The sequence below is a fragment of the Ornithinibacillus contaminans genome (assembly GCF_001038425.2).
Taxonomy (GTDB): Bacteria; Bacillota; Bacilli; order Bacillales; family Amphibacillaceae; genus Ornithinibacillus; species Ornithinibacillus contaminans.
The window spans coordinates 164362-187189 of the sequence record NZ_LDPV02000046.1; the positions used below are offsets into that span (position 1 = coordinate 164362).

Here is a 22828-nt window from a genome sequence, read left to right on the forward strand (position 1 = left end):
AAAAAATGCTCATTTTTGTCGTGTTTTAGGAAAGTTTTCCTAGAATCTAGGTTGATTATGAGATTTTAGTAATGACAAAAGGATTTTTACAATACATTTTAAGAAATAAAATTCGAGGAGGAGCAATTGTGGAGGACATTTGGCGGCGATTTGAGATTCTATTAAAAGAGGAACCGAAGTTAAATGGAGCACTTGCTGGTATAAGTATTCGTTCGAGAAAAACTGGTGAGTTAATCTATGAGCATTTGGGTGATATACGTTTACACCCAGCATCAAATATGAAGCTTTTGACCTGTGCAGTAGCTCTCTCTGTGCTAGGTAAGGACTACACGTTTCAAACGGAGTTATGGATGGACGGGGAAATTGTCAATCAAAAGTTGATTGGTAACTTGCTTTTGAAAGGCAAAGGGGATCCCACATTGCTACCAGATCAATTCGATCAGTTTGCTAGAAAAATAAGGGAACTAGGCATTAACGAAATTACAGGAAATATTATAGGGGATGATTCGTGGTATGATGGTATCCGCTTATCGAAGGATTTAAATTGGAGTGATGAAACCTACTATTATGGTGCACAAGTATCTGCCTTAACGGCCTCTCCTAATGAGGATTTTGATTCAGGGTCTATTATACTAGATATTTCACCAGGGGAAGCTGTTCAAGAAAAACCTATAGTGAAAATTACTCCGAGTACAAATTATGTACAAGTAATCAATCAAGCCATAACGATTCACTCGATTATGGTAGAACAACCAGAAGAATTACAGATAAATCGAATACATGGTCAAAATCTTATTCAAATTGAGGGATCAATTCCAATTAATGCTGAAGACGTAAGGGAATGGGTTGCAGTATGGGAACCAACAAATTATGCTTTGGATTTGTTTTATCAATCTTTAGTGAAGCATGGAGTGGAGCATGCTGGAATTATTACTACTGGATTAACTCCTAAAGCAGCAACTTTACTACATACTCATTATTCCATACCATTAGCAGAACTTTGCCATCCATTTATGAAGCTTAGTAACAATGGTCATGGAGAGATATTGGTAAAAGAACTAGGGAAAAAAATAAAAGGAATAGGAAGCTGGGAAGCTGGATTAGAGGTATTGGACGTACAATTAAGAGAAATGGGGATGGATACTGCGAAACTAGTTATCCGCGATGGGTCTGGTATCTCACATGTTAATTTAATACCACCAAATGAGTTATCGAACTTCCTATACTTGATTCAAGAAAATGAATGGTTTCCTATCTTCTATCAATCTCTTCCAGAAGCGGGTTCTACTGACCGCCTAGTAGGAGGTACATTACGTGATAGGTTAATAGGATATTCTGTTCAAGCAAAAACAGGTACGATAATGGGAGTAAGTACATTGTCCGGATATTTAACAACAACATTGGGTGAGGATTTAATTTTCTCAGTTATGTTAAATAATTTACTGGATGAAGAGGAGGGACCGGCTATTATTGATCGGTTATTAACCTTTATCATTGAAGAAAAAAAGTAACCTTTTCGTTTGAAGTTTTACTTTCTTTGTTTACTATGGAATAGCAAATGGGCTCTGTTACTGGTCACCGAATAATGGATGATGAATATCTATTTAGGGAGTGGTTATTTTACCTATTGATCAGAAGGAGTGAGGCTGTTGTTTTATCATGTAAAGGAACTACAATATCGCGCAAAACCAGATAGACCTGATCCTGTATTTGCGAGGAAATTACAAGAAGTTCTTGGTGGGCAATTCGGTGAAATATCTGTTGCATTACAGTATTTATTTCAAGGTTGGAATGTAAGAGGCGATGGAAAATACAAAGACTTGTTAATGGATACAGGTGCAGAAGAGTTAGCTCATATTGAAATGTTAGCTACTATGATTGCGAGATTGTTAGATGGGACACCAGATTTAGAGTTAGATGATTCTATTCATCCAGTTGTTGCTGCCATTATTGGGGGTTCCAATCCACAGCATACAATTGTATCGGGATTAGGTGCAATGCCAGCCGATAGTAACGGTAATCGCTGGACAGCAAACTACATTATTGCAAGTGGAAATTTACTTGCGGATTTCCGACATAACTTAACCGCAGAGTCTCAAGGTAGATTACAAGTTGCCCGACTCTATGAACAAACAAATGACCGTGGTGTGCAAGATATGCTATCGTGGTTGATTGCTAGAGATACGATGCATCAAAACCAATGGTATGCTGCAATTCGTGAACTAGAGGAAAAAGAAAATATAGTCGTACCGAGCACATTCCCGCGTAGCCTTGAAAAGCAAGAAGTTGCTTATACACTATTTAATTATTCAAAAGGTGATGAAAGTGCAAAGGGTCGATGGGCACATGGCACAAGCATGGACGGTCTAGGTGTGTTCAACTATGTTAATCGTCCGGTTGCTTTTGCTAAAGCACCGCAGCTAAAACCGGCGCCACCTTATATCTTCAATACTCCGCCAGAAGCACTTCGTAAGTCAGATGATTTACCGGATCCTGATACAATCTAATTAACTAGTAACTGTCTTGGCTCTGTTGCTGAGACAGTTTCTCAATTTAACCGTCTTATAGTATAATAGAGTCACTCTGTTCATTTCTCCTTTTCCCCACTTCGATCAATACAATCGATTTTTTCCTTCTGAAAACTTTTTCTTGAAAGTAGGTGTCCAATTGAAATTAATTATTGCAGAAAAACCCTCTGTGGCTAAAAACATTGCTGATGCTCTTGGCATAAAAGGGAAGAAAGATGGCTATTTAGAGGGGGGAAACTATCTCATTACATGGGCGTTTGGTCATTTATTACAGTTATTCGATGCTAAGGATTATGACAATAAAATGGCTAGATGGAATATGGATAATTTCCCGTTTATTCCGACAAAGTTTGAATATAAGGTCAAAAGTAATCCGAAGAATAGACAATGGGCTGATCAAGGTGCTAAGAAGCAGTTGGCTATTATTCATAGCCTAATGAAAAGGCAGGATGTTGAGGCTATTATTTCAGCTTGTGATTATGACCGTGAAGGACAATTAATCGGCGATAGTATTATTTACCGGGCAAAACCAAATCAACCTGTTTACCGGCTGTTATTGAACGAATGGACCAAGGATGAGGTACTTAAAGGATTGGATTCCTTGAGGCCAAATGAGGAATTACGACCTTTACAGGATGCTGGTGTTAGTAGACAGTGGGCTGATTGGGTGATTGGAATCAATTTAACCTCGGTTGCCACTTTGAAATATCAAAAGGGAAGAGGGAAAGTACTAAATATTGGACGAGTCCTGCTACCAACTCTGAAAATTATCTATGATCGGGATAAAGAAATAGCAAACTTTGTACCAGAGGATTATTTTAAATTGATTGCGACGTTTCAAACAACAAAACAGGAGACATACGAAGGTACATATGTAGAAGATTCAGAGGATAAGTTTAAAAATAAAGTGTCATTAGAAAGTTTACTAGAATTGATTCAACAAAAGGAAGCAATTGTAGCGGATAAGAAAGTGGAAAAGAAAAAGGAATTTCCACCGTTCTTGTTTAATCTATCTAATTTACAAGGACATATTACGAGTAAGTTTAAAGGGTGGACTTCTGACAAGGTTTTAAAGGTTGCACAATCACTTTATGAGAAAAAGTTTATTACCTATCCAAGAACGTCTAGTACAGCTCTTGAGGAAAGTCTAGTTGGTAAGACGGCGAAGGTTTTAACGACGCTATCTGAAGATTTGCCATACCGAGATGAAATCAAATTTATGAAAACAAAACGGATATTTAACAATGCAAAGGTAGAGAGTCACAGTGCGATTATTCCTACATATGTAAAGCCCAAACGATTAAGCCCTGACGAACAAATCGTTTATGATGCGATTAAAAACCGTTTTATTATGCAGTTTATGCCGATTGCAGAGTTCGAAGAGACAAGACTGATTACCAAAATAATGGATGAACGTATCAACGGGAAATTTGAATCTAAAGGCAAGGTGCAGCTTGTGGAAGGGTGGAAGAAGGTAGAGAAGATTTCTTCAAAAGACAAGCTATTACCGATTGTTCAGCAAAACGAACAAGTTAAAGTGACACAGGCAGAGGTTACAACACATGTCACGAAGCCGCCGAAAGCTCATACCGAAAAAACACTTCTTCGCGTCATGGAAACTTGTGGAAAAAGTGTAAAAGAGGATGATGAAGACGTAGTAGGCAGTATTTTAACCGGTTATAGTATAGGCACCCCGGCCACTAGGGCAGAAACTATTAAGAAGCTGAAGGATGTCGGTTATATAACATCCCTAGGGAAAAATTTAGCTTGTACAGAGCTTGGCATGAGACTTGTTGAAACCTTCCCGGTAAAATCTCTTTTTGACCTTGAATTTACCGGCCGATTAGAAAAATCCTTAGCTGATATTCAGAAAGGTACTGTCAATAAACAGGGATTTTTACAAACGGTGTTCCTGTTTACGAATGAATCTGTTGAACAAATAAAAGCGGATAACGCAATTACTATTCAAGAAGTACAGAGTTCATCTAGTGTTACGCAGTCTAATGAACCATTAGGAACATGTCCTGTATGTGGTGGGAATATCATAGAGGGCAGAAAGGGATTTGGCTGTAGTAATTGGAAGCAGGGCTGTAAATTTGTCATCTGGAAAAACGATAAATATCTAGGTGCCTTAAAGAAAAAACCTACAAAAACTATGGTGAAAAGCTTATTGAAAAATAAAAAAGCATATGTAAAAGGATTGACCAGTAAGCAAGGAAAGAAATTTAACGCCTATCTTAGTTATGAAAAAAATCCAGATAACGAGTATTATTCTTGGAAGATGGAATTTGAATAAAAGTAGAAAGAGCGTGCCGGAGTTTTTAATAACCAAGCACGCTCTTTCTAGTTTATTCGTTTGATAACTTTAATACATCGAATAATTTAAAAAGTACACTAAGGATGATACCAACTATTGTTGCTAGGCCCATACCTGATAGTCCTACCTCACCAATTTGAAGAGTTGCACCACTAATTCCAATTACTAAAATAACACAGGTTAGAATTAGGTTTTGTGATTTACTGTAATCCACTTTTGCTTCCACTAGCATACGAATACCACTTGCGGCAATGATACCGAATAAGAGTAATGATATTCCACCAAGCACTGCATTTGGGATGGAAGAAATTAGTGCAGACAGCTTTCCAACAAAGGAAAGAAGAATGGCGATTACTGCTGCACCACCAATAATCCATGTTGAATAAACTCTTGTGATTGCTAATACGCCAATATTCTCACCATACGTTGTATTAGGAGTGGATCCTATAAAACTTGATAAAATAGTCGAGATACCATTTCCTAAGAATGAGCGGTCAAGACCAGGGTCTTTCGCTAAATCTTTTTTGACGATGTTACTTGTCACAAACAAGTGACCAATGTGTTCTGGAATTAATACTAATGCGGCAGGAATAATGATTAGTATTGCTGACCAATCAAACTGCATTTTATAAAACTCAGGTATACTAATCCATGCTGCTTCTTTAACAGGTGTAAAGTCTACTAATCCAAAAAAGTAAGCAATAATATAACCAGCAATAAATCCAATTAAAATTGGAATGATTTTAAAGAACCCACGAAATGTTACCCAACCAATGACAGTAATTCCTAAGGTAAGTAGTGAAACAATTATCGTAGTGGAATCTATGGTTTCACCGATTAGACCAGCCTGTCCAGCTGCAACTGGCACCAGCTCTAGTCCAATAACCGCAACAATAGCACCCATAGCTGCCGGCGGAAATAATACATCAATCCACTTTGTTCCTGCTACTTTTACGAGCAATCCGACTAGCGTTAAAATAGTCCCTACTGCTAAAAATCCACCTAACGCGTAGCCATAACCGAATTGACCAATAACATATCCTGCTGGTGCCAAGAAGGCAAAGCTTGAACCTAGATATGCAGGGATTTTTCCTTTTGTGATAAAAATATACAATAATGTTCCAACCCCATTCATTAATAGAATGGTTGCTGGGTTTACCCCAAAAATGATAGGTACTAATACAGTCGATCCAAACATTGCGAATAAGTGCTGAAAGCTTAATGGTAAACTTTGAAAAAATGGTAAACGTTGATCTACTTGAATTTCATCATATTTTGCCAAATTTCTTCTCTCCTTTTATTTGGATGCTCAGGCAGTTACCAGGTGAAAACTAAGAAAAGCACCTTGCCAATAATTGGCAAGGTGCTCGTATAGAAGCAGATTTAATATGAAAAATAGACATACCATGTCTGCTTTTAAGTTAAAAGACAGCTCCACTGTCTTTTACACCTTGCCAGTCTCACAGGACTGATTTAAAGGTAACCGTATGAACTTAACTAGATATTACACAATAGACCCGGGAACTGTCAATCTATTTTTTTCTGCATGTATAATCCAACCCTGCTAACAAAAAATATACCCATGAGAATGCTACGAATACTTTTACCATTATTAGGTTTATTACTATGTTCATCCATTGTTCATGCAGAACAAATGGTTACTGTTAAGCTGTTAAACTATGTTGGGAATACGAACGAAGTAACGATAAAAATTGAAGGAGACTTTTTTACCCTAGATCAAACGCTAAATATAGAAGAAGGGGTGAAATATAGACTATTTCTGGAGAAAGGAAATCTTTATATAAAACAAAAAGGACAGAAAAAGCAAAAAATCACGGGAGGATTAATTCTAGTTCCAAAATCCTATGATACATCACATCTGATCTATATTAATGATAGACCGTATTTAGGTGCAATGGAATTTACAATAGAAGATAAACAATCGATTCGACCTGTTAATCAATTGCCACTTGAAGATTATTTAAAAGGAGTCGTTCCATTTGAAGTCTTCTCCTCTTGGGGAATGGAAACGTTGAAGGCACAAACATTAGCCGCCAGGACCTATGCAGTTTCGAAATTAGGACAAGTAATTGATGATACTGTTAGTTATCAAGCATATGGAGGATTCAAATGGGATAAACAAACAACCCAAGCAGTAAACGAAACTATTGGAGAAGTGATTACACATCAGAATCGTTTAATTGAAACATTTTATTCAGCGAGCAATGGGGGCATGACCGAAAGCAATCAAAATGTTTGGGGCGGGAAGGCGATGCAATATTTTCCGATTAAACAAGATCCATATGATCCGATAAATCCATGGGGATTTTCGCTTCACCAGATACAAATTGATTATAATCAAATTAATTTCGATGATCCCAATTGGTGGAATAGCCTTGAGGAAAAAGATTCAGAAATTATAAACAGCATGAAGAGCTGGTTAAATCGTAATGGTTATCCAGGTGAAATTAAAATTTTGAGCATTCCAAAGTTTGAGGTAGAGGGACCTGTTCTTGACTCTTTACGAAGTGTTAATGGTTCAATTTCCATTCACTTTATGAGGCAATTGCTGGAGGGATTAATTTTGTTTGAACAGGTAGAGCTTAAGCACGTTAATTTAAATCGAATTCGCCCTATGATTGGAGGTACAATTTTTAAAAGCTATTTAATCGATTCGCTTGAGCAACAAAATGGTAAGTATACAATGAAGGGGAGGGGCTATGGCCATGGTGTTGGAATGAGTCAATGGGGTGCTCATTTCATGGGTCAGCGAGGTAAGACCTATGAAGAGATTATTTCATTTTACTATCCTGGTACAACGATAAAACATATTTCTGATAGATCTATAAAGATTGCCCAGTAAAGAATGAGAAGCTGAGACTATAGTAAATTTTGTAAGCAAAATAGAGCAGAATATGTTCACATTTGTTTAGGTTACTTTACTTGAAGTCGCAGCTTCTTTGCATGTTACACCTTATTTGTATTTGCTAAAAACGCCTCAATCTGATCTTTATGGTGATTATCATGCCAAATGAATGACATAAGGTAATTGTATAACGTATGGGGATAGCCAGAATATTCATCAATTACCTCACCGTTTAACGTAAATGCTTGGAAAAACTCTTCCTCTGTTTTTTCCGATAAGGCAGCAACAAGGTTATTTCTAGCCTCTAGTTGAGCATCTAATAAATCAGATTGAGAAACACCTGATAAGGCATAGGCAGCAGCGGGCGTATTGATAACCTCAAAATCTACACTATGTATTGCTGCATCTTCTGTCATGACAGGGAGCATTTCGGCATCGATATACCGATCCCAATAGGTAATATGGCTAATAATTTCCGCTGGTGTCCATTTGCCAGCTTTGATGGGGGTGAAAAATAGCTTTTCATCCATTAGATAAAGTGATTCAATCCAGGAATTAAAAGCAACTAGCTCCTTTTTTACATTGGTAACCTCATTCATTTTCAGAACCTCACTTTCAACTTAACACTATCATAACAATCAGAAAAATTGAATAGTGAGGTTAGCTGTTTTTAACATAGAGATTAATCTTGTGTTTTTCCTTCATAATTTTTTTAATCATCACCGCTTGATCCTGTGTGTTCATATTTCTAGAGTCATTTAAATAATCAATCGCTTCTATTCTTACGGATTTGAATTTGTCTTTTTCCTTCTTCAGCTTTTTTTGATAATAGTTATGATATAACAGCATAATCGCAATTAATCCAATCATGAATAAGTACAAGGGATTAGCTAAAATGTTGGCAAACGTTGTAAGTGGATCAACCATAGTTTTGATATCATCCAACGTAAGTAAAAGGAAAAAGCCGAATAAAAGAAGTAGGCTACTTATTAGACATAGATTTCTACGCGATTCATAGTAGTCTTTTTTGTTTTTTTTCTTAATGACTTCATTCAGGATATATATCGTATCAACCGATAGATTTTCCACTGTTTCGAATGGCATTTTAATCTCCCCCCTAATCCACATTATGCTAGTCCGTCATAAATTAATCATGATTTTTAAACAAAAAGGTTTGATGGAAAATAACGGATAGTATGGATGGATTTATGCATAATACTATATAGAGTTTCAAGATTATAAAAAAATGCGTATTACTATAGAGAAGGTGGCTGAAACATATGGAATCAAAGCCTAGAATCGTGATATTAGGTGCTGGATATGCAGGCATGATGACAACCAAAAAGTTAATGAAAAAGCTTGGTAAGGAAGAGGCAGAGATAGTACTAGTTAACAAACATAATTATCACTATCAAACTACTTGGCTGCATGAGGTAGCAGCTGGAACGATTAATCAAAACCAAGCAAGAATCATGATTAGCGATGTAATAAGTCCAAATCGCGTACGCTTAATATATGATACGGTAAAAGAAATAATCCCGGATGAAAGTAGGGTCGTATTAGAAAATAGTGAATTAACCTATGATTACTTGGTCGTTTCCTTAGGGTTTGAAACCAATACCTTTGGAATTAAAGGGATGGATGAATATGCCTTTTTTATTGAGGATTTTGAGTCAAGTCGGTTGATTCGAGAACATATTGAATATCAGTTTGCCAAATTTAAGTATGATCCAAATCCTGATGTCACAAGTCTTGCTATTTTAGTAGGTGGAGGCGGATTTACTGGGATCGAGTTTGTTGGAGAGCTAGTAGAGAAAGTGCCTCAATTATGTAGGAAGTATGATATTGACCGGGGGCAGGTTAAAATTATAGCGGTAGAAGCTGCCCCAACTGTGTTACCAGGATTTGATACTGATTTAGTAAACTATGCGAGAAAATCATTGCAGGAACGTGGGGCCGAAATACGTGAAGCAACCAAAATTCAGGAATGTACGGAGGAAGGATTTATCGTTGGCGATGACAATGAACTAATCAAAGCTGGAACAATAGTCTGGACGGGTGGAGTGACCGGAAATTCCTTGCTAGCGAAGTCTGGGTTTGAATTGACAAAAGGTAAGGTAACAGTCAATCAAGATTTACGAGCACCTGGATTTGAAAATATCTTTATTCTTGGTGACTGTGCATGGGTGATGAATAAGGAGACAGGACGTCCTTATCCTCCAACTGGACAAGCAGCAATGCAGCATGCTGCTACTTGTGCCAATAACATACATGCACTTCTTCATCATGAGCCGCTGGAAGAATTCATTTTCCATGATAAAGGTACAGTCGCTAGCCTTGGTATAACGGATGGAATGGGAACAATATTATCTGGGACGAAATTATACGGAAAAACAGCTGCAGCAATGAAAAAAGTTGTCGATGATCGGTACTTATTCTTGCTTGGTGGTCCAAAGCTTTTCCTGAAAAAAGGTAAGATTCGACCGTTTTAACTAGAATATAAAAGAGGTGTCTATTGGTGAAAAAAGTACTTTATTGGTTAATTACAGGACTGGCAAGTATAGTAGGTTATATGCTTGCCAGTAGAAGTATTGAAAATAAACGGGATTTTCGATAAATACAAAGTCACTCCTTGGATATAGAATACGTGGATATTTTTTACATGAAAAAATTGGATAATCAAATACTAGGTGAAGGGAGGTTTCACATCATGATGAGATGGACAATACTATTCTTGCTGTCATCACTGGTATTTGTCGATACGGTATTTGCAAATGAACTCGTCATTACTGAAAAAGGGATGAACGAAACAATAATCCGGGATCATTTTGCCTTAACATATGTCGATTCTCTACTAATGGATCAAGAAAAACTGACAATATTACTGGATCGATTAGAGGACCAGCTTTATGAGCCTCCAGTAAATGCAACGTTAGATAATTATTGGTCCATTGTTCCTGAGAAACTAGGCTATACTCTTGACCGTGAAAAGTTCACAAACTTTTTTTATGAATTTTTTTATAGTAATGTCTCATTTGAAATGAAATTACCGAAGAAGGATGTCTATCCGAAGGTAGATAGTGAATTATTATCCGATATTCGTACCAATGAAATAGGTAATTATATTACCTATTATCGGCCCGGTAATAAAGAACGCTCTCATAACATTCAGCTTGCTGCAGAAGCTATTAATAATCAAGTCGTATTTCCAGGGGACGAATTTTCATTTAATAAGGTAGTTGGAAAGCGCACTCAGGATAGGGGATATGAACGAGCTCCGGTAATTGTGAGAGGTGAGGTTTCAGAGGATATTGGCGGGGGGATATGCCAGGTGTCTTCTACACTCTATAATGCTGTCTCGATAGAAGGGATAAAAATCGTTGAGCGATTTTCCCATAGTAAAAAAGTACCTTACGTACCACCAGGTAAAGATGCCACCGTGAGTTGGTGGGGACCGGACTTTGTGTTTAAAAATGAGTACAGTCATCCAATACTAATTCGAGCGGTTGCATTAGACGGAAGAATGATTGTCCGGATTTTCTCCTCAGATGATGTAGAAACCAAAAATAAAACAGCGGAATAATACAAAAGCGTCCAAATAGAGGACGCTTTTTACTTATTATGCTTGTTTATGTGCTTCTAGTTCGATATTGATTGTTACATCTTCTCCAACTAATACGCCACCTGTTTCTAGTGCTGCGTTCCAGACAAGACCGAAATCTTTACGGTTAAGTTTACCTTCACCAGTGAATCCAGCAACTTCATTACCCCAAGGGTCTTTATGAACACCTTCAACAGTAATTTCAAATGTTACTGGCTTTGTCACCCCACGAATCGTTAGATCGCCAGTTACATCATATAAATTGTCGGCAGTTTTATTAATTGTTGTTGCAACAAATGTCATAGTCGGATAATTTTCTACATCGAAGAAGTCTCCTGAACGTAAATGATTGTCACGATCTTCTTTACGAGTATCAATGCTGTTTAAATCTACTGTGAATTCGATTTTAGCATCTGTTAAGTCATTTACATCTGCCTCAACTGTAGCTTCAAAATCATTAAATACCCCTTTTACTTTAGACATCATCATGTGTTTTACAGAAAACTCTAATGAACTATGTCCTTTGTCAATTGCCCACACTGCTTTTGCCATCATAAATCCCCTCCGAAAAATGTTTGTTTTTTGTATTACTTACTTTCTGTCACTAAGTATACATTCATAATTCTCTTAAGTCAAGAGTCTTTAATTAAATTATTATTAATTAAGAATAAAATTAGCGATTAATTTTTTGCCACTTTTCGTTTAGTAAGTTCGATTATAGAGTTGAATCCACAATCGGTAGTACTAGACGGTTGCCGTTCCGATTAGAGGATGAAATGAAAATAATAATGTATACCTTGGAAAGGGAGGTGGAAAAAAATGGACAAAGGTACTTGGGTTCGAACATCGGTTTTATTTTTAGCGATCATAAATCAACTTCTTGTCGCATTTGGAAAATCACCACTCCCAATTGATAGTGAAACATTGGAACAAGTAGTTGCAACAATTTTTACGATAATTACTGCACTAATTAACTGGTTTAAAAATAATTATATAACAAAGAGAGGTATAGAACAGCGGGAGACATTACGAGAAAAGGGATTAATTAAGGTAAAGGAGAGGAAATCAAATGGTAAGACCGATCTTGATCATTGATCCTGGACATGGTGGTAATGACCCTGGTGGCGGCACGAATCGTTATTGGAAAGAGAAAGATTTGGCATTGAAGATTTCTTTATATCAATACAATCGCTATCGTGAATTGGGAGTACCAGTTGCAATCACAAGGACAGATGACCGAACACTATCACCAGAACAAAGAACAAGAATAGTGCGTGACAGTGGTGCGAAATATTGTCATTCCAATCACCTAAATGCAGGTGGCGGAGATGGAGCGGAGGTCATTCATTCGATTCATGATGGAAAGGAAATGGCTGAAAAAATAGCAGCAGAATTACGAAATGCAGGTCAAAATGTTCGACGAGTTTTCACGAGAACATTACCTGGGAACTCCAATCAAGATTATTATTTTATGATTCGAGATACAGGCTCTGTTGTAACGAATATTATTGAATATGGATTTGCGGATTCTCCCCGAGATGATGTCCAACAATTACGTGATCATCATCTTGTCTACGCGGAAGCCGTTGTAAAGGCGTTTTGTGAATTTGCTGGTTATTCATACCGCGGATCAGCTGGTGGTGGTCAAAATGTAACGGTGCCATCTAGTCCATCACCATCCAACCCACCAGTGACTGAGGCTACAGGGGAGTATATACACTTACCTGCATCTGAGACGTCATGGCGAGTATATCCACTCGATGTTGCTCCAACAAAGGGCAATGAAGTTGGCTTTTTAAATCCAGCTAAATTTGGTGGACTTACCTATGAAATAATAGGGAAAACAACACCAGATGTTTATATAATTGAAACACAAGATTTTGGAAGGGTTCAAATTTATGGACATCGAAGTACTGGTGCCGTGATTAATCGAAGCGGCAGCCAGGCAACTACTAATACTGGTTCAAATGGGAATACAACAACACCACCAACAACTAACGTTACCAACAAACATTTGCATCTGCCTGCTAGTGAAACGTCGTGGCGAGTATACCCTTTAGGGGTAGCCCCTACAAAAGGAAATGAAAAAGGCTTTTTAAATCCTGCGAAGTTTGGCGGGCTGACCTATGAAATACTTGGCACTACTCAGGCGAATGTTTATATAATCCAGACAACGGATTTCGGCAGAGTGCAAATATATGCACATCCAAGTACAGGTGCGACAATAAGTGATGATGATCGCCGTGCAGCCAATGCTACAAAGACAGGTAATGGAAAGCGGTATGTCAATCTACCAGCATCTGAAACATCATGGCGGGTTTATCCAGTAAATGTTTCACCAGTAAAAGGTAACGAAAAGGGATTCTTAAACCCAGCGAAATTTGGAGGACTAACGTATGAAGTACTTGGGAATCCACAGCCACACGTATATCTAATTCAGACGCAGGATTTTGGTAGAGTGCAAATATACGCACATCCAAATACAGGCGCATCAATTACAACGAATTAAACAACTTTATTCATCCTTCCTCATACTTTGAGGAAGGATTTACTTCGAAAAAGAAATATTTCGGTTTTCAAAATATTATTAGTGAAAAGTTTTGAACTTATTGTTAATATATTAATTAATTGTAAATTTTAAAATTAAGGAGAGATACGATGCAACAAACGAGAGAATATGAAAAGACTTGGGATTTAGATGTGATTTTTCCTGGTGGGAGCGAGTCAAAAGAGTTTCAGGCATATTTAAAAGTGGTGCAAGGAGATATGAAGGAGCTTTCCAATGCTGTAAAAGCATTTGATCCCACTGACAAAGAAAACAGTGTGTCAGTGCTTGCAAGTATTATTAATCAATTAGAGCCAGCTATGAAAAAGCTGCGGGAGTCATTTGCTTTTATTAGTTGCTTAAGTGCACAAAATGTAAAGGATGCAACTGCTAACTTACTTGTGGGCGAACGGTCTGCACTCGGAGCGCAAATGGGTGGAATTCGTACGGTTTTAAATCAGAAGCTTGCATCGATTCCGGAAGATGTCTGGCAAGAAATAGTACAGCATGAGTCATTACAGGAAGTCTCCTTTGTTCTAACGGAAACAAGAGAGACAGCAAAGGAATTACTATCTTCAGAGCAGGAAGTGTTGCTTAACGATTTAGCGGTGGATGGTTACCATGCTTGGGGACAAATGTATGAAACAATCGTTGGAAACATGACGGTTGAAATTGAAGAAGATGGGGAAGTGAAGTCATATTCTGTAGGACAAGCAGCGAATAAGTTAAGTAGTCCTGATGCCGACTTTCGTAAACACGTATTTGAACAAATAAGTAAATCATGGGAAGAAAACGCTGATTTATTTGGTCAAACATTAAATCATCTAGCAGGTTTCAGACTGCAAAAGTACAAGCACCGTGGATGGAATAACGTGTTGAAAGAGCCATTAGCAATCAATCGTATGAAGCAAGAAACACTAGACGCAATGTGGAATGCTATTACAAATAATAAACAACATTTTGTTCAGTATTTGAATAAAAAAGCAGAATTACTTGGAAAAGATAAACTAAGTATCTATGATATTGGTGCGCCACTTTCAAAGACTGTTAAAAAATCTTCCTATACAGAAGGAGCTCACTTCATCTTGAAGCATTTTGGTGAATTTAGTCCGAAAATGGCCCAGTTTGCCCAAGGTGCTTTTGAGAATCGATGGATAGAGGCAGAGGACCGAGCAGGCAAACGTCCAGGGGGATTCTGTACTAGTTTTCCAGATAGTGAACAAACAAGGGTGTTTATGACCTATTCTGGAACAGCCTCTAATATTTCAACACTAGCGCATGAGTTAGGGCATGCCTATCATCAGCACGTAATGAATGATATCCACGGTCTGAATCAAGGTTATGCGATGAATGTTGCCGAAACAGCATCGACCTTTGCAGAAATGATTGTTGCTGATGCTGCGGTAAAAAATGCTACGTCAAAACAAGAAAAATTAGAGTTGCTTGAAGACAAAGTACAGCGGAGTATTGCTTTCTTTATGAACATTCACGCTAGATTCCTATTTGAAACAAGGTTTTATGAGGAAAGAATGCAAGGAATGGTTTCGGTAAAGCGTTTAAATGAATTGATGGTAGAAGCACAAAAAGAAGCCTATTGTGATGCATTAGGTGAATATGATCCAAATTTCTGGGCATCTAAGTTGCACTTCCACATTACTGGAACACCTTTTTATAATTTCCCGTACACCTTTGGCTATTTGTTTAGTCTTGGTATTTATGCATATGCGCAAAAAAGTGATGCTAGTTTTGAAGATGCTTATATTGCATTACTGCGTGATACAGGAAGAATGAATGTGGAAGATTTAGCAATGAAACACTTGCAAGTCGATTTAACAAAACCTAATTTCTGGGAAGATGCCATTGCCCTTTGTGTGAAGGACGTAGAAGAATTTCTTTCCTTGTAATGGATTTGTTTGTCAGTAATAGGAAAGTAAGCTATACTTATGGTAACAAAAAAAGTGAATAAATAAGTCCACAGGGGGAGCCTAATGGCTGAGAGTGAACAGATCATGTTCAGACCCTTTGAACCTGTTAGTTAGTACTAGCGTAGGGATGGTGGCTTTTTTGATGGATTAATAAGCAATGTGAGCGGAATTCCCCATCAGGAAGCTTCCCCTTGGCATTGCTTTTTTTGTTGTTTAAAAATCGTTTACTAGTAGATTTTTAGATTACAAATAGGGGAGGAATTAATGTGAGTTCAAAACGCACATTGTTTATGGTTGAGGTAGCAATTTTTGCTGCATTAGCATTATTATTAGATTTTATTCCATCTATCCAGATGCCTAATGGCGGATCTATTTCTTTTGCGATGATTCCTATCTTTATCGTTGCGTTCCGTTGGGGATTAAAAGGTGGAGTACTAGCTGGATTATTATGGGGATTATTACAGCTAGCATTTGGTCCAGATATAAAAACACCACTTCAAGCTTTTATTGAATATGGTTTCGCATTTGCGGCTCTTGGGGTAGCAGGGATTTTTGCTAAACAAGTTCAGCAATCGATGAAAGAAGGAAAGGTTGTTAAACGATTGGTGTTTATCACCTTAGGTGTATTTTTAGGCTCTGCTCTGAGGTTTCTGGCACATTTCTATGCAGGTATTGTTTTCTGGGCAGAATTCGCACCAGAGGATCAAGCATTATGGTTATATTCATTAATCTATAATGGTTCCTACATGCTTCCATCCTTTATCTTATCAACAGTTGTCGTCTTTATCTTGTTTATAAAACAACCAAAAACGCTTTTAAGAACAGCATAATAGTTTAAACACCGCTCACAACAGGGTAATCTCAATGAAAATCGAGGTTACCCTTTTTTATACAATGAAAGAAGGTGATAACGATGGAAGAGCTTGTTGGTAAATGCAGTAGCTGTGGGAAAGAAGTCTACTGTGAAAATGGCTTTTTAGCTGGTATATATGCGGATGGAAAACTACTTTGTCCAACGTGTGCAAAGCGAAACTAATTGCTTGAATCTTCTGTTCACCGCTACCTATAGATTCGCATAGGCTATAGCACATAGGTAGAAAGGAAGATGGATGTGGAGCTTACGTTTGCGCATTGGTTATATGGAATCTTTACGCTTGTGATTATAATAACGATGATTTTTCGAAAAGGTGTTGTGCTGCCGACATTACTGGGAACATTCTTGATTGCGTGGGTATATAAGGGGAGTATTGTAGGCGGATTTACAGCGATATTTAATGCTAATCTAGTTGCCGCTCAAGAATTATTTAGCATCTTTTTAATTATTACGTTTATGTTGGCCTTATTAAATTCTCTGAAGGATTTGGGGGCTGATGTAAGAATGATACAACCGATTCAAAAGGTCATGGTGAACGGACATATTTCTTTCTTTGTAATAATCGGAGTAACGTATGTAATCTCATTATTTTTTTGGCCAACGCCTGCAGTACCGTTAATTTGTGCCCTTCTTGTGCCAGCAGCGGTTCGTGCTGGTCTTCCGGCAATTTTAGCTGCGGTTGCCATTGCTCTTGCTGGTCAGGGAATGGCGTTATCGTCAGATTATATCGTGCAGGTAGCTCCTAGTCTATCTGCTGCATCAGCTGGAATTGATACAGGATTGGTTGCCGATCGCGCATTATTGTTATCGGTAATAGCTGGCGGAGTAGCAATCCTATTAGCATATTTTCTTTATCGAAAAACTATTCGTGCTAAGGATGATCCGCAAAATGAAGTTGATTTAAACACATTGAGTACAGTGGAAAGCTCCAAAAATGAAGCAAAAACTAGCAATTTATCACGATGGAGTAAGGTGTTTGCGATTGGTGTACCACTAACCCTATTATTAGTCGTTATTTATATGATGTATAATAAATTATTCTCAGGTAGTGGTGGCTTAGTCGGTGGCGATGGGGCAGCATTTGTCGGTGGGGTTGCTGTTATCCTGCTGTTATTATCAACCATCGCATTCGGAAAGCATCATGCGCTAGATTATATAACGAATCATATTACAGATGGATTTGTATTCGCCTTTAAAGCGATGGGACCGGTCATTCCAATAGCTGGATTTTTCTTTCTAGGTAGTGGTGATTTTTCAGGGACTATTTTAGGTGTTGAGGAGGGGCCATCCTTACTGTTTGGATTAGTGGAAGCAACACAAGATTTCTTACCACAAAGCTCTTTATTAGCGGCATTTAGTGTTTTAGTTATTGGGATTATTACAGGGCTTGATGGATCGGGATTCTCAGGATTACCGTTAACAGGTGCACTGGCAGCTTCTCTTGAAACATCTGGTATGGATGCTGCCACCTTAGCTGCAATTGGGCAGATGGGAGCGATTTGGACTGGTGGGGGAACCATTGTAGCATGGTCATCCTTAATTGCTATTGCGGGTTTTTGTGGTGTATCTGTGATGGAGCTTGTCCGAAAAAACTTTTTGCCAGTCATTATTGGACTTTTCGTTATGGCATTAGCAGCTGTCTTTGTATTCTAAAAGTCAACTAACAACCGGTGTATCTCTCGGCTAGATGATGAGGGCACACCGGTGTTTTCTTTCATGTATTCTTATCGTAGCACGGTGAAAAAAGGTGTAATCACAATGGATATTGCCATTAGAAAAACAGCGATTGAGCCGAGTTTGTTCTTTTCCTTCCAAAGGGTGATAGAGAATCCCGCAGTATATAGGAACATCGTAATCATGACAGACCAAATTAGCAAATTCATACTAATCTCTCACTTCCTCTAAATTCGGTAAATCAGATTGTCTTCCGAATTTACCTAATCTCACATGAACGGAAACATTAATATCCATTTTAGGGTAGGTTTTCATCCAGTCAAACTTCTCCCAGTCAGGAATGGTCTTGAAATGCTTGCGAGCAAGGATTGACCAGCCAAATGGTTCAGAGCCATATTCCTCTTGTGTTTTCTTAATCAGCTTTTTATATTTTTCCTCTAGTGTTTGTTCAAAGGATTCTTTCAGTTTTTTTCGTTTATCATCATCCTTGGGATAGTTTGTCATACTATGATTCGTTAATACCTCAATTAAGATAGGGACAGATACATCTATTGATGGAGTAGCACTATGGAGGTTCATCTTTGTTGATACTTCTCCGTCCTTGTTAATTCGGGCAGTTATTCGATACTCATCATTAAATGGGTCTGGGAAGGTTGCAAGAATATCTTTTGACGTTAGAATAGGGTGTAGCATAATGGAAAATCTTGTTTCTTCTATTGTAAGGCTATCAATCATCTTCCCTTCTTTAAAAACGGCGGATCCAGCAAACTGGACATTGTTCGTTTCTCCTTTATAGTGGAAATCTCCTGCCTTTACTTGCTCGGAATCACGTCGAGATGGTGCATTTTCATTTACTTCAGAAGTACTATAGATGCCTAAAAACAAATCGGCATCAGCCTCGGTTATACGGAAGAACGTATGTAATTCTGAGGGTGGCGTTATCCCTACTTCTGACCCTCTATTGAAAATTAAATTAAAGTATTCATGTGGCCTCGTTTCTAGTACTGGTTGATTATTCATCAAGAAAGTTGCCGTTTCTTCTTTGCTTACTAGTAATCGTGCATCTCTTCGTATTTCTAATGATTTTGTAGCATCATAAATCCATCTAATAAATTTCTCATCCCGAGCAAAATCTTCAGATACGACTAAAATTCTTAATAAATCATAACTAATTTCTTTTGCAATTACGGTGTTTGCTAGGTTCATGGAAGAAATAAAATCCTCTGCCTCAAAGGAAATAATTTCTCGTGAAGGCTCACCAGAGTTACCACCTTGAGCAGTTGTTCCTGCTTCAGGATTTGATATTAAGTAGGTGATTTGGATGCGGTCTTCATTTTCTTCTGATTTATCGATGCCAAGTGCAATAATATAGGCTAATTCCTCTACCTCTTTTTGATCCCCACACCCACTTATTAGAATGAGGAAGAAGCACGTAAACAGAAGTTTAATGGTATTAGGAATTTGCTTTTTCATGTTTAGAAACTCCTTTAAACATCGCCACAATCCATATTAGGATGGGTAGTGTAAAGAAAATTGGTGTGCTAATAAATAGTATTCCCTCACGCAGATTAAAGATAGTGAAGGTCGGGCTTTCGGGTATCATCCCAATGAACAGACCGACAGTTGCGAATGCAGGAATAATGTGTTCAAATTGTTTGATTCCAAATAAACGCCCAAATAAGATGGCAACGATATATAAATAGATCGCAAATCTTACAAAAGATGCAATTACCCAAAATGGTAAGAAGAAGGACTCCATATTCGTAAGGAATCCTGCTGAAATGGTACGGATAACTTCATGATAGGGATAGTTTAATTCCATAACGGTTTTATAATCAAAGAAGATAACATAGCTAAGCATGAATGTCGTCATACCGATACATGTAAACAATAGTCCAAGCCATGTTCCAGTTTTAAAGTCTTTTATACTTCTAATAAACGGTATGAAAATAAATAAATAGAGAAAATCACCATAGATAGATAATCGTAGAACACTTTCTTTTACGATTTTCCATTCGCCAGGACCAAAGATTGGGAATAGGAAGGAACTACTTCCTTGGCGGAAGGTTAGGATTAAGGCGAAAAATAACGATACGATTAAATATGGAAAAACGGCCCATGCAACAGAGCCGATTTGAGCAAATCCTCTTTTCGCTCCATATGCACATACGAGCATCAACATACCGTAAATGAGTATCGTAGGTGTTTTACTAAAATATACCGTTCCTATAATGTCTGTATAGATAGCTGTATCAACCACTAGCGCACTAAACATAATTATCCAAAGTATAAGTAAAACAATGTATCCGATAAATTTTCCAAATACATGATATATCACTTCAATTAGCCCTTTGTTTTTGTATTTCGTACTTACCCGTAATAATAAGTAGACGGGAATAACGGTGAGGATGCCATTGATAATTGGCGCCATCCAACCAGCATTAAAAAGAGGTTCAAATAGTAGGGCGGGTGTATCATCGGCTAATTTAGTCGCAATCATTAAGATGACGATAGCGAAATATTCTTTGATTCCAATCTTTCCTTCTAATTGTTCCATGAAAATAGCACCCTATTTCTTCTTAATGTCTTTTGGTTTTAAATAACCAGGGCGAAAGTATTCATTTTGCAATACTCTCCTAAAAATCTTATCTCCTGATGAAACATAGGTTGGAGTCATAGGGGATAGGTAAGGAACGCCGAATGATTTTATGGAAACAAGATAAAATAACCCTAAAGTAAAAATAGCGGTGATGCCGTAGAGTCCAAATAGACTGGCAGCAAGTAGTAAGATAAACCGGCAAAGCCGAATTGCAAAGTTCATATTGACATCCCCAATAGCAAAGGAGCACAGCCCGCCCAATGCCACGACAATTACAACGATAGGACTAACGATATTTGCTTGGACGGCAGCTTGTCCTAAAATAAGTGCTCCGACAATTCCAATTGTTGGTCCGATTGGATTCGGAACACGTAGACCAGCCTCACGGATGAGTTCAAAGGCAATTTCCATAATTAAAACTTCTATTGCAGCAGGTATTGGTACTTTTTCTCTAGTTGCCGCAATGGCAAGCAGTAAATCCGGTGGTACCATTTCAGCATGAAAGGTGAGCACGGCAACATAGACTGACGAGGAGAACAAGGTGATAAACAAAGCTGCAATCCGAAGAAATCTAGTGAAATTCCCATAAGGAAACCTTAAGTAGTGATCCTCAGATGTATGATAAAAGGACCAAAATGTTGCTGGTAACACGAGCCCGTCTGGTGAATTATCCATTAATAATACAATGTAGCCATCTTCAATAAAGGAAGCGGCACGGTCTGGGCGTTCGGTATATAATATAGTTGGGAATATCGATCGTTTTCTTTCTTCAATCTGTTGCTCTAATAAGCTAAGATTTTGAATCGCATCAACGTCTAATGAATTTAATCTGTTTTTTAGATTGGATAATAGTTTTTCATTTACTAAGTCTTTTTCGTACAAGATAAAAAGGTCATTCTTGGATCGCTCTGAAACTATTAGCGACTCCACAACAAGATTTTCACTTTTTATCTTTTTTCGAATTAACGATATATTGGACGCGGCCCTCTCGTTAAATGCTTCCTTTGGTCCCTTCACGACGTTTTCGTTTTCTGCTTTTTCTACACTACGTCCATCAAATTTTGATGCGCCTAATAAATAGGCATGTTTTTCTCCCTCGACAAATAGGGCGACATTTCCTTTGTTAATTTCGATAACAGTATCACCAATCACATCCTTGGTGGATAAAGATGGTGCTGTAATGATATCGTCGATTTTGATGGAAGTATCTTGATTACGTAGAAGTGGACGGATAATATGATTTTCAATGACTAACGAATCTGTAATGGTATCAATGAACAAAATGGAGGCGTTTTTATTGATACCTGGAATATGCAGATTACGGATTTTAACATCTTGATTGTCAGGATACGAGTAGATGGTTTTAAATGTTTGCATCGTTCTATGTAAGTCTGGATAAACTCTCTCTTGCTTCCGTTTAATAGCTTCCTCTGAAGATTGTTCTTCGAGCTTGGGATTAGTTTTAAAGGACATTTGTAATAATTTCTTTAACATGAATAGCTACAACTCCAGCCTAAGGTTTTCTATTACGTTTCCACGTAGTAGGAATAAATATGTGAGGTTATGTGATAAATAGAGGCTGGGACATAAGTAAAATGAGAAAGATACTAGGACGAACAATGCATTGATTCAGCGTAGGGAATATACGTAGACTCCTTCGGGAGGAAGGGCTTAGATGAGACCCCGCAGTGAGGGTGCTACTTGAATAACCTTCTTCGTTCCCTTGCGCTGAGGAAGCATACTCCGAAGCGATACTAGCAGACACAGGCGCACTGCTTTTCAGCGCGAGGAGGCTCAGCAGCCCCCGCGGCAAGGTAGACACTGCGAGGTAGTTTCGAGCAGATGTCACCCCTGTGCTGGAAGTGAAAGCGAAGTATATTCCCGGAGCGGGTATCGTGC

20 protein-coding genes and 1 riboswitch are annotated in these 22828 nt (G+C 37.9%); of the genes, 12 read left to right on the top strand and 8 right to left on the bottom strand.

Annotation, left to right across the window (positions count from 1 at the left end):
* Positions 1-128: 128 nt before the first annotated feature.
* The 3 genes from dacB to JF53_RS12100 all read left to right on the top strand — a co-directional run bounded on the left by dacB (position 129) and on the right by JF53_RS12100 (position 4824).
* Positions 129-1511 carry a D-alanyl-D-alanine carboxypeptidase/D-alanyl-D-alanine endopeptidase gene (dacB, locus tag JF53_RS12090; protein ID WP_236686946.1) on the top strand — a complete coding sequence of 461 codons (1383 nt, stop codon included), beginning with the start codon at positions 129-131 and terminating at the stop codon, positions 1509-1511.
* 138 nt (positions 1512-1649) lie between these two features.
* Positions 1650-2507, top strand: coding sequence for a manganese catalase family protein (locus JF53_RS12095; RefSeq protein ID WP_047982197.1), 858 nt, complete (start codon positions 1650-1652; stop codon positions 2505-2507).
* Between the two features lie 160 nt (positions 2508-2667).
* Positions 2668-4824: a type IA DNA topoisomerase gene (locus JF53_RS12100; protein WP_047982196.1), complete on the top strand. Its 2157-nt coding sequence runs from the start codon at positions 2668-2670 to the stop codon at positions 4822-4824.
* Between the two features lie 52 nt (positions 4825-4876).
* Here JF53_RS12100 and uraA read toward each other — a convergent pair whose 3' ends face one another.
* Positions 4877-6127 (bottom strand): uracil permease, encoded by a 1251-nt coding sequence (gene uraA / locus JF53_RS12105; RefSeq protein ID WP_047982195.1) that lies wholly within the window; start codon positions 6125-6127, stop codon positions 4877-4879.
* Between the two features lie 306 nt (positions 6128-6433).
* Here uraA and JF53_RS12110 point away from each other — a divergent pair, with 306 nt between their 5' ends.
* Positions 6434-7708, top strand: a complete 1275-nt coding sequence (locus tag JF53_RS12110) for a SpoIID/LytB domain-containing protein (protein ID WP_236686947.1) — start codon at positions 6434-6436, stop codon at positions 7706-7708.
* 104 nt (positions 7709-7812) lie between these two features.
* On the opposite strand, the gene JF53_RS12115 is transcribed toward JF53_RS12110, so the two are convergent.
* Complete coding sequence (locus JF53_RS12115; protein ID WP_047982193.1) at positions 7813-8310, bottom strand: DinB family protein; 498 nt, start codon at positions 8308-8310, stop codon at positions 7813-7815.
* Between the two features lie 61 nt (positions 8311-8371).
* Positions 8372-8815, bottom strand: coding sequence for a DUF2663 family protein (locus JF53_RS12120; protein ID WP_047982192.1), 444 nt, complete (start codon positions 8813-8815; stop codon positions 8372-8374).
* Positions 8816-8991: 176 nt separating this feature from the next.
* Between JF53_RS12120 and JF53_RS12125 the strand changes: the two genes are divergently transcribed.
* On the top strand, positions 8992-10203 hold the full coding sequence (locus JF53_RS12125; protein ID WP_047982191.1) for an NAD(P)/FAD-dependent oxidoreductase: 1212 nt from the start codon (positions 8992-8994) through the stop codon (positions 10201-10203).
* A gap of 218 nt (positions 10204-10421) precedes the next feature.
* Positions 10422-11294, top strand: a complete 873-nt coding sequence (locus JF53_RS12130) for a VanW family protein (protein ID WP_047982190.1) — start codon at positions 10422-10424, stop codon at positions 11292-11294.
* A gap of 36 nt (positions 11295-11330) precedes the next feature.
* On the opposite strand, the gene JF53_RS12135 is transcribed toward JF53_RS12130, so the two are convergent.
* Positions 11331-11864, bottom strand: coding sequence for a YceI family protein (locus tag JF53_RS12135; RefSeq protein ID WP_047982189.1), 534 nt, complete (start codon positions 11862-11864; stop codon positions 11331-11333).
* Positions 11865-12131: 267 nt separating this feature from the next.
* On the opposite strand from JF53_RS12135, the gene JF53_RS12140 reads away from it, so the two are divergent.
* From JF53_RS12140 to JF53_RS12160, 6 genes are all read left to right on the top strand, one after another.
* Entirely contained in the window at positions 12132-12407 is a 276-nt protein-coding gene (locus JF53_RS12140; RefSeq protein ID WP_047982188.1) for a phage holin, read from the top strand.
* Entirely contained in the window at positions 12382-13821 is a 1440-nt protein-coding gene (locus JF53_RS17890) for an N-acetylmuramoyl-L-alanine amidase family protein (protein ID WP_053071997.1), read from the top strand. The genes JF53_RS12140 and JF53_RS17890 overlap by 26 nt, the downstream gene beginning before the upstream one ends.
* A gap of 149 nt (positions 13822-13970) precedes the next feature.
* Complete coding sequence (locus tag JF53_RS12150; RefSeq protein ID WP_047982187.1) at positions 13971-15761, top strand: M3 family oligoendopeptidase; 1791 nt, start codon at positions 13971-13973, stop codon at positions 15759-15761.
* Positions 15762-15824: 63 nt separating this feature from the next.
* Positions 15825-15928, top strand: a riboswitch (TPP riboswitch).
* A 120-nt stretch (positions 15929-16048) separates the two neighbouring features.
* On the top strand, positions 16049-16612 hold the full coding sequence (gene thiT / locus JF53_RS12155; RefSeq protein ID WP_047982186.1) for an energy-coupled thiamine transporter ThiT: 564 nt from the start codon (positions 16049-16051) through the stop codon (positions 16610-16612).
* Positions 16613-16695: 83 nt separating this feature from the next.
* Positions 16696-16818, top strand: a complete 123-nt coding sequence (locus JF53_RS17965; RefSeq protein ID WP_269083301.1) for a hypothetical protein — start codon at positions 16696-16698, stop codon at positions 16816-16818.
* Between the two features lie 75 nt (positions 16819-16893).
* Positions 16894-18309, top strand: coding sequence for a hypothetical protein (locus JF53_RS12160; protein WP_047982542.1), 1416 nt, complete (start codon positions 16894-16896; stop codon positions 18307-18309).
* Positions 18310-18380: 71 nt separating this feature from the next.
* Here the strand turns inward: JF53_RS12160 and JF53_RS17515 are convergent, their stop codons facing one another.
* Genes JF53_RS17515 through JF53_RS12175 form a run of 4 tightly spaced genes read right to left on the bottom strand, consistent with a single transcriptional unit; the run spans position 18381 to position 22423 of the window.
* Positions 18381-18539, bottom strand: a complete 159-nt coding sequence (locus JF53_RS17515) for a hypothetical protein (RefSeq protein WP_157052509.1) — start codon at positions 18537-18539, stop codon at positions 18381-18383.
* Position 18540: 1 nt separating this feature from the next.
* Positions 18541-19803 (bottom strand): Ger(x)C family spore germination protein, encoded by a 1263-nt coding sequence (locus tag JF53_RS12165; protein WP_047982185.1) that lies wholly within the window; start codon positions 19801-19803, stop codon positions 18541-18543.
* Positions 19784-20887: a GerAB/ArcD/ProY family transporter gene (locus JF53_RS12170; protein ID WP_047982184.1), complete on the bottom strand. Its 1104-nt coding sequence runs from the start codon at positions 20885-20887 to the stop codon at positions 19784-19786. The genes JF53_RS12165 and JF53_RS12170 overlap by 20 nt, the downstream gene beginning before the upstream one ends.
* A gap of 12 nt (positions 20888-20899) precedes the next feature.
* A complete protein-coding gene (locus JF53_RS12175; protein WP_083443622.1) occupies positions 20900-22423 on the bottom strand; it encodes a spore germination protein in 1524 nt (507 codons plus the stop codon).
* Positions 22424-22828: the final 405 nt, after the last annotated feature.

Excerpts from the sequence above, each read along its gene's own strand:
- JF53_RS12110 (WP_236686947.1), top strand. The coding sequence starts at position 6,434 with ATGCTACGAATACTTTTACCATTATTAGGTTTATTACTATGTTCATCC.
- JF53_RS12115 (WP_047982193.1), bottom strand. The coding sequence starts at position 8,310 with ATGAATGAGGTTACCAATGTAAAAAAGGAGCTAGTTGCTTTTAATTCC.
- JF53_RS12120 (WP_047982192.1), bottom strand. The coding sequence starts at position 8,815 with ATGCCATTCGAAACAGTGGAAAATCTATCGGTTGATACGATATATATC.
- JF53_RS12125 (WP_047982191.1), top strand. The coding sequence starts at position 8,992 with ATGGAATCAAAGCCTAGAATCGTGATATTAGGTGCTGGATATGCAGGC.
- JF53_RS12130 (WP_047982190.1), top strand. The coding sequence starts at position 10,422 with ATGATGAGATGGACAATACTATTCTTGCTGTCATCACTGGTATTTGTC.
- JF53_RS12135 (WP_047982189.1), bottom strand. The coding sequence starts at position 11,864 with ATGGCAAAAGCAGTGTGGGCAATTGACAAAGGACATAGTTCATTAGAG.
- JF53_RS12140 (WP_047982188.1), top strand. The coding sequence starts at position 12,132 with ATGGACAAAGGTACTTGGGTTCGAACATCGGTTTTATTTTTAGCGATC.
- JF53_RS17890 (WP_053071997.1), top strand. The coding sequence starts at position 12,382 with ATGGTAAGACCGATCTTGATCATTGATCCTGGACATGGTGGTAATGAC.
- JF53_RS12150 (WP_047982187.1), top strand. The coding sequence starts at position 13,971 with ATGCAACAAACGAGAGAATATGAAAAGACTTGGGATTTAGATGTGATT.
- JF53_RS17965 (WP_269083301.1), top strand. The coding sequence starts at position 16,696 with ATGGAAGAGCTTGTTGGTAAATGCAGTAGCTGTGGGAAAGAAGTCTAC.
- JF53_RS17515 (WP_157052509.1), bottom strand. The coding sequence starts at position 18,539 with ATGAATTTGCTAATTTGGTCTGTCATGATTACGATGTTCCTATATACT.
- JF53_RS12165 (WP_047982185.1), bottom strand. The coding sequence starts at position 19,803 with ATGAAAAAGCAAATTCCTAATACCATTAAACTTCTGTTTACGTGCTTC.
- JF53_RS12170 (WP_047982184.1), bottom strand. The coding sequence starts at position 20,887 with ATGGAACAATTAGAAGGAAAGATTGGAATCAAAGAATATTTCGCTATC.
- JF53_RS12175 (WP_083443622.1), bottom strand. The coding sequence starts at position 22,423 with ATGTTAAAGAAATTATTACAAATGTCCTTTAAAACTAATCCCAAGCTC.